Origin of the sequence: Candidatus Equadaptatus faecalis (assembly GCA_018065065.1) — a bacterium.
Taxonomy (GTDB): domain Bacteria; phylum Synergistota; class Synergistia; order Synergistales; family Synergistaceae; genus Equadaptatus; species Equadaptatus faecalis.
Window position 1 is genome coordinate 1 of record JAGHTZ010000084.1, and the last position, 5976, is coordinate 5976.

The following is a 5976-nucleotide window of genomic DNA, read 5'->3' on the forward strand; positions in this document are numbered from 1 at the left end:
AAGTCTGAAATACATAACAACGGTTCCGCTTCGCGAAAGCAGGGACGTAAAACTTCCGAAAGCACTTCTCCGGATAGTGCCGAAAGAGGTGCGGGAAACAAGAGGCGCAATACCGCAGTTTGCGATATTCCTTGATACGAAAAACTGCTGCGGAATAATCAAATGCATCGGGCAGGAATACTCGGACAAGCTTGCTCAAAATCCTGAAACCGGCAAAACAGAGTTCGTCCGTGAAGCGCCGGACAAACTCCCCTACGATAAATATCCTGTAATTGAAAAAACTGAATAAACAAACAACACAGACGGAGCATTAACTCTCCGCCTGTGTTAAATGCTCGTTACCGCCAATGTCTTATCTCTTTGCATGCTCTGCGTGAAGCTTCGCCGTCTCTCGCGCATTTGTTCCACTCATTGCTGCCCGTTTGCGGCAAGCTCAGCAACATTTCTCCTCTGCGGTCATACATTGCGCCGTCAGCGGAAAATCCTGTTTCTATAAGCATAATACACTTTTTGGTTACAGAGTCCCCCGCTGAAAGAAACTACACCTCGTGCCAAGATATAGTTTCTTTATAGGCATTAAATTTCTTCACAAAGTATCTGTCGCTATTACCATAATGCCCTACACACTTAAATCTTAAAGTAACAGAATCTTCGTCCCAACAAAAATCTATAAATCTTGGGTATTCATATGCACCATCTTTGGTACTAGGGCAGGAGCGCATTTCACCCCAACTCAAATCACCACCTCGGCACGACCATATTTCTCCATAATTTTCATCATATACATACAAATCATAATTTCTGCGTTCAACATTGGATATTTTCAAGACAACGCCACGCATTTTCAAATAGTCCAGACGCCCGCGGTCTTTTGCTTTTCTTTCGTTTAACTTACCCAAGGTCTTCGGCAACCAACAAACAAGTACAATAAAAACAATTACACATATTACAAACATAACAACATCGCTCCTCCTCTAAATTATACCAATAAATGGCGAAATCCTATAAAGTAATTTTGTTTGACACTTTTTATATCAAACATTCTTGTTTTCAATTTTTTCAGTAGTCACCTCCAACATCTATAAACTGCTGCGTTTAACGGAAGTGCATGAAACCTTACACGTCTCACAAAGCAAAACCGCTTTTTCAACAGCAGAAAGTATTTCTGTCATATCCGCAGAAGCTGAAATTAGTTTTTCTATGCCGCCAAGAGCATCTGCTATTTCTTTGCTGTTGTCATCTGCAACAGTTTTGTTTGCGTAGCGAAGCATTTCGCAAAGCTTTTGCATTTCTTTTTTGCATTTTTCATCTTTTATGCTTATGGCAATTTTCTCCGCTTTCTGTTCCAATGAATTATTTAACCGCATTTTTTCCAACACGAAAGCGTCTTGATTCGCGATATAACTGGCAAATGTTTTGAAAATCAGCAGCAAAACCAGCGTAATTCCTAATGCGACTGCCTGAATTGCCAAATTAACGTTCAGCGAAATTTGTGATATTGAAGAAACTATTGTCATTAACAGCGTAAAAACAAAATATAAGACCGTTGTTACGATAGACCCCGAAGTAAAAACAATTTTGTTTATCATTTTACTGTCAGCAGACATACATTCATTCAGTATCTTGAAGAAAATTATCTCTGACAGTACAAGAAACGCCGCCGAACAGGTATCAAAATCTGCGCGGCTGATATAACAAAGAACCATAACCGCCAAAGTAACGGTGATAGTGATAAAGGCAATTTTGCGTGTTGTATTTCCGTTAACACTTTGCATTTCTACGCTCCAAGTTTGTTTCCGCATTGCGGACAAAATTTTGCGCCGGTGTCAATCTCTGCTTCGCATTTTGAACATTTGATTTTAGCGACACTCAAAGGCTTTCCGCAGTATGCGCAAAATACGGCGTCAGCTGCATTGTTTCTATGGCAATCAGAACATACTTTAGGATTGCCGATACCAAAACCGTTTGCAAGACCTCCAAATTGCTGTCCCACCGTATTTCCCATACCAACACCCATAGCCAGCCCCATGCCTGCGCCCAACATTCCTGACTGCCCTGCCGCCTGATTATTGGCAGCGCCTTCAAGAACGTCAAAAGAACGTTCCTGAGCATAGCCGTAGCCGACTATATCCATTTCCGCGCGTTTCGCGAGCGCACTTTTGATAACAGCCATTGTTAAATCGTCTTTAACGCTTATATCCTCAATATAAAAGTTTATGAGTTCTATTCCGTATTTTTCAAAAGTACCCTGCATATTTTCATGCAGCTGCTCGGAAAGCTCCGTTATCAGGGAGTTAAGCTGCAATATACTTATGTTGTTTTTTATACAGTATTTTGATATCAAATCCTTGACACGCGACATATACAGACCGCGGAAAAATTCTTTAATATTGTCTTTGTGCAGTGTTTTAAGTGTTCCGACAAGTCTTAACAAAAATTTCTTGGAATCCGCGATGCGTATTCCGAACTGTCCGTTTGCCGTAACCGATATCGGAATGTTGAATTTAGCGTCAAGCAACTGTATCGGCGTTTCTGTCTGCCATTTAATATCGGGTGAGTAGACTTTGTTTACATACCATACCTCAGCACTGAACGGCGTCTCTCCTCCAAACGGTATATACATCATTTTGCTGACCAAAGGAATATTTGCCGTTTCAAGTACATAGTGACCGGGACCAAAAATGTCACACGCTTGTCCGCCCTTTAATAACACTGCTTCCTGTGATTCGTTGACTATCAGCTGCGTTTTAGTCGATAAGGCATTGTTCGGAAATTTCCACGCAAAAGTATCCATATCTCCATCATATTTCACAACATCAACTATTGCCATCCCAATCACTTTCCCTGTGTAATCTTTTGCTCATACAAGACCAATTTTCCTATCATCTTCAACGCCTTGTCTAATTTACCTTTTAGAAAATTACCGCTGATACAGACTGTCAATCATCTTTCCGACAACATGAGAACATATACATCATCTTATTGTTGCGTTATTCAAGATTATACACAACAAGATAACAAAGTCAACAACAATTTGTATATTTGTTTTTGCAATGTATTGTTACATAATACTAAACAAACGGAGGGGTATATATGCTGTCAGATAGGATACGCCACTACAGAAAGGCCAAGAAATTAACGCAAAGTGAGCTTTCTGAATTACTTTTTGTTTCCCCCGGATATATTACCGAAATAGAAGCTGGGCGCAGGACACCTTCGCTCTCTTTATTGGTAAAACTTTTTGACCTGCTCGATTGTTCGCCGAATGATTTGTTTGAATACGATGGGAATAAAAACAGGCGAAGCGAAACTGATGACGGCGTTTTCAGAATTTCAGACAAGACAATAGCCTCTACTATGGATTTAATGCGTTCTCTGTCCGCAGAAGACAATTATAAACTTTATACCTACGCGACAATTTTAGAACAGCTTTCAAAATCCCGCTCCGACAAATAACAATCCGCCATTGAGGCGGATTTTTGTATTATTCCGCTTGCGCTTTTTTGCTTTTCCTCCTCAACAACCAGAGATAATTTTAATTTACAGCCATACTGCTCTATTAAAAGTTGTGTAATATTTTCGTAGACAATTGTGCTATCTTTTTGTATAATAGCCGTGAGGTGATAAGAATGAATTTCTATTCGGCAAGGGATTTGAGAACCACGCCAAAGGCGTTGTGGCAGGATATAGCGGCTGACGGGCAGGTTATTATCACCAACAACGGGAAGCCCGCCGCCCTTATGCTTGACATTTCAGGCGGCGATATAGAGGAAACTCTCCGTGCCGTCCGTCAGGCAAAGGCGATAATCGCATTTAACGATATGCAGAAAACCGCTGCAAAAAACGGCTGTATGGACGATTCGGAGATTGAGCGCATTATCAGCGGGGCACGCCGTGGAAATTAGCAGCGTTGTCGTTGATACCAACGTTCTTGTTTCTGCTTTCTGGTCGCACAACAGACGTGCGCCGTCGCAGATTTTGGGGCTTCTGCTTGAGCGCAGACTGAAAGCGGTCTACTGTTGGGAAATTTTGCAGGAGTATGAAACAGTGCTCCTCCGCCCTGAGTTCAAATTCCAGCCTGCACAGGTACGTTCGCTGCTGAATTTTATTGAAACTGAGGGCATTTCCGTTGTACCCGCGTTTGTTGAAATACCTTTTACAGATGAAGCTGACAGAAAATTCTACGCCGCGGCAAAAGCAGCCTGCAGTATTCTTGTTACAGGCAATAAAAGACATTTCCCCGACGACGAATGTGTTCTTTCCCCTGCGGAGTTTATAGATTTGTACACCGTTTCCGCATTGAACAACCGCTGATTTTACTGCTTACGCCGGATTTTTCTACTGTTTATTTTCCCGCTTGCGGTTTTTTGGTGTTAGTATATAATAATCTGACAATTAAATATCGCAAATAAAGGCTGTGACGAAGAGGGGCGGTTTTGAAAGCCTGCAGAGAGCCGGCGGACGGTGCAAGCCGGAGGCGGACAAAGCCAATGCCCTATGGCTTCCGAGCCGGAGCTTCGAACCGCGCTTGCGGCGTAGGGGTTTCCCGAGTTCTGCTGCGTAAGTGCAGGAGAGGTTAACGCCTCCGTGAGCGGCGCTTCGGCGCAATTTGAGTGGTACCGCGGGTATTCTCCCGTCTCAAAGCCTGAGACGGGTTTTCTTTTTATTTTATATATGGAGGGATTTTTATGATGAGCAAGCTGGATACAATATGCGTTCAGGGCGGTTACACACCGGGCAACGGAGAACCAAGACAAATTCCCATAATTCAGAGCACCACGTTTAAGTACGCGACAAGTGAAGCAATGGGCAAGCTGTTTGACCTTGAAGCAAGCGGGTATTTCTACACGCGTCTTCAGAATCCGACAAACGATTACGTCGCGGCAAAAATCTGCGAGCTTGAAGGCGGCTCGGCGGCAATGCTTACTTCGTCCGGACAGGCAGCAAATTTCTTCGCAATTTTTAATATCTGCAGCTGCGGAGATCACCTTGTAGCTTCTTCTTCAATTTACGGCGGAACGTTTAATTTGATTTCCGTAACGCTTGCAAAAATGGGGATTGAAGTAACGTTTGTCAGTCCCGACTGCACGCGTGAAGAACTGGACGCAGCCTTCAGACCGAATACAAAATGCGTTTTCGGCGAGACTATTGCCAATCCGGCGCTGACTGTGCTTGACATTGAGCTTTTCGCAAAGGCGGCGCACGACCACGGCGTTCCTCTTATTATTGACAACACTTTCCCCACTCCTGTAAATTGCAGGCCTATCGAATGGGGCGCAGATATCGTCACTCATTCAACGACAAAATATATGGACGGGCACGGCTCGGCAGTCGGCGGCGCAATTGTTGACGCCGGAAAGTTTGACTGGTTCAAATATGCGGACAAGTTCCCAGGGCTGACGACACCTGACGAAAGCTATCACGGCATAACCTACGCCGAAAAATTCGGGCTCGGCGGCGCTTTCATTACAAAGTGTGTAGCGCAGCTCATGCGCGACTTCGGAGCCCAGCAGGCGCCTCAGCAGGCGTTTATTCTCAACCTCGGGCTTGAAAGTCTTCACGTCCGCATGGCTAAGCACTGCGAAAACGGACAGGCTGTCGCTGAATTTCTTGAGTCACATCCGAAGGTTAAAAAGGTCAGCTACTGCGGACTTCCGAGCGACAAATATTACAAGACGGCACAGAAATATCTGCCAAAGGGTTCCTGCGGCGTAGTGTCGTTTGAGCTTGAGGGGCGCGCGGCGGCCGAGAAATTTATGGCGGCGCTGAAACTTGCGGCTATCGAAACGCACGTTGCAGACGCACGCACCTGCTGCCTTAATCCTGCGACAAGCACACACAGACAGATGACTGACGAACAGCTGGAAACCGCAGGCATTCCCGCAGGTCTTGTCCGTATGTCCTGTGGTCTTGAAGCAAAAGAAGACCTGATTGCAGACATTAAACAGGCGCTGGAAAAGTGCTAAAATAATAGCA

At 44.2% G+C, this 5976-nt stretch carries 9 protein-coding genes; 5 read left to right on the forward strand and 4 right to left on the reverse strand.

Translation table 11 applies throughout. The features are described from left to right. Window positions 1–289: hypothetical protein (locus tag KBS54_06970; GenBank protein ID MBQ0055862.1), on the forward strand; the 289-nt coding region annotated here is incomplete at its 5' end. Window positions 290–338: 49 nt separating this feature from the next. On the opposite strand, the gene KBS54_06975 is transcribed toward KBS54_06970, so the two are convergent. The 4 genes from KBS54_06975 to KBS54_06990 all read right to left on the reverse strand — a co-directional run bounded on the left by KBS54_06975 (window position 339) and on the right by KBS54_06990 (window position 2830). Continuing rightward, the gene (locus KBS54_06975) at window positions 339–500 is read right to left on the reverse strand and encodes a hypothetical protein (GenBank protein ID MBQ0055863.1); all 162 of its coding nucleotides are present in this window, start codon (window positions 498–500) and stop codon (window positions 339–341) included. 39 nt (window positions 501–539) lie between these two features. Next, window positions 540–956, reverse strand: coding sequence for a hypothetical protein (locus KBS54_06980; protein MBQ0055864.1), 417 nt, complete (start codon window positions 954–956; stop codon window positions 540–542). A 123-nt stretch (window positions 957–1079) separates the two neighbouring features. After that, window positions 1080–1775 (reverse strand): hypothetical protein, encoded by a 696-nt coding sequence (locus tag KBS54_06985; protein ID MBQ0055865.1) that lies wholly within the window; start codon window positions 1773–1775, stop codon window positions 1080–1082. Between the two features lie 2 nt (window positions 1776–1777). Then, window positions 1778–2830: an SPFH domain-containing protein gene (locus KBS54_06990; GenBank protein MBQ0055866.1), complete on the reverse strand. Its 1053-nt coding sequence runs from the start codon at window positions 2828–2830 to the stop codon at window positions 1778–1780. 263 nt (window positions 2831–3093) lie between these two features. Between KBS54_06990 and KBS54_06995 the strand changes: the two genes are divergently transcribed. From KBS54_06995 to KBS54_07010, 4 genes are all read left to right on the forward strand, one after another. Continuing rightward, window positions 3094–3456, forward strand: coding sequence for a helix-turn-helix transcriptional regulator (locus KBS54_06995; protein MBQ0055867.1), 363 nt, complete (start codon window positions 3094–3096; stop codon window positions 3454–3456). Window positions 3457–3629: 173 nt separating this feature from the next. Further along, window positions 3630–3905, forward strand: coding sequence for a type II toxin-antitoxin system Phd/YefM family antitoxin (locus KBS54_07000; protein ID MBQ0055868.1), 276 nt, complete (start codon window positions 3630–3632; stop codon window positions 3903–3905). Then, the gene (locus tag KBS54_07005) at window positions 3895–4314 is read left to right on the forward strand and encodes a putative toxin-antitoxin system toxin component, PIN family (protein ID MBQ0055869.1); all 420 of its coding nucleotides are present in this window, start codon (window positions 3895–3897) and stop codon (window positions 4312–4314) included. Before KBS54_07000 ends, KBS54_07005 begins: the two co-directional genes overlap by 11 nt. A gap of 374 nt (window positions 4315–4688) precedes the next feature. After that, complete coding sequence (locus KBS54_07010) at window positions 4689–5966, forward strand: O-acetylhomoserine aminocarboxypropyltransferase/cysteine synthase (GenBank protein ID MBQ0055870.1); 1278 nt, start codon at window positions 4689–4691, stop codon at window positions 5964–5966. Window positions 5967–5976 lie beyond the last annotated feature (10 nt).

Excerpts from the sequence above, each read along its gene's own strand:
- KBS54_06975 (MBQ0055863.1), bottom strand. The coding sequence starts at position 500 with ATGCTTATAGAAACAGGATTTTCCGCTGACGGCGCAATGTATGACCGC.
- KBS54_07010 (MBQ0055870.1), top strand. The coding sequence starts at position 4,689 with ATGATGAGCAAGCTGGATACAATATGCGTTCAGGGCGGTTACACACCG.
- KBS54_06995 (MBQ0055867.1), top strand. The coding sequence starts at position 3,094 with ATGCTGTCAGATAGGATACGCCACTACAGAAAGGCCAAGAAATTAACG.
- KBS54_06980 (MBQ0055864.1), bottom strand. The coding sequence starts at position 956 with ATGTTTGTAATATGTGTAATTGTTTTTATTGTACTTGTTTGTTGGTTG.
- KBS54_06990 (MBQ0055866.1), bottom strand. The coding sequence starts at position 2,830 with ATGGCAATAGTTGATGTTGTGAAATATGATGGAGATATGGATACTTTT.
- KBS54_06985 (MBQ0055865.1), bottom strand. The coding sequence starts at position 1,775 with ATGCAAAGTGTTAACGGAAATACAACACGCAAAATTGCCTTTATCACT.
- KBS54_07000 (MBQ0055868.1), top strand. The coding sequence starts at position 3,630 with ATGAATTTCTATTCGGCAAGGGATTTGAGAACCACGCCAAAGGCGTTG.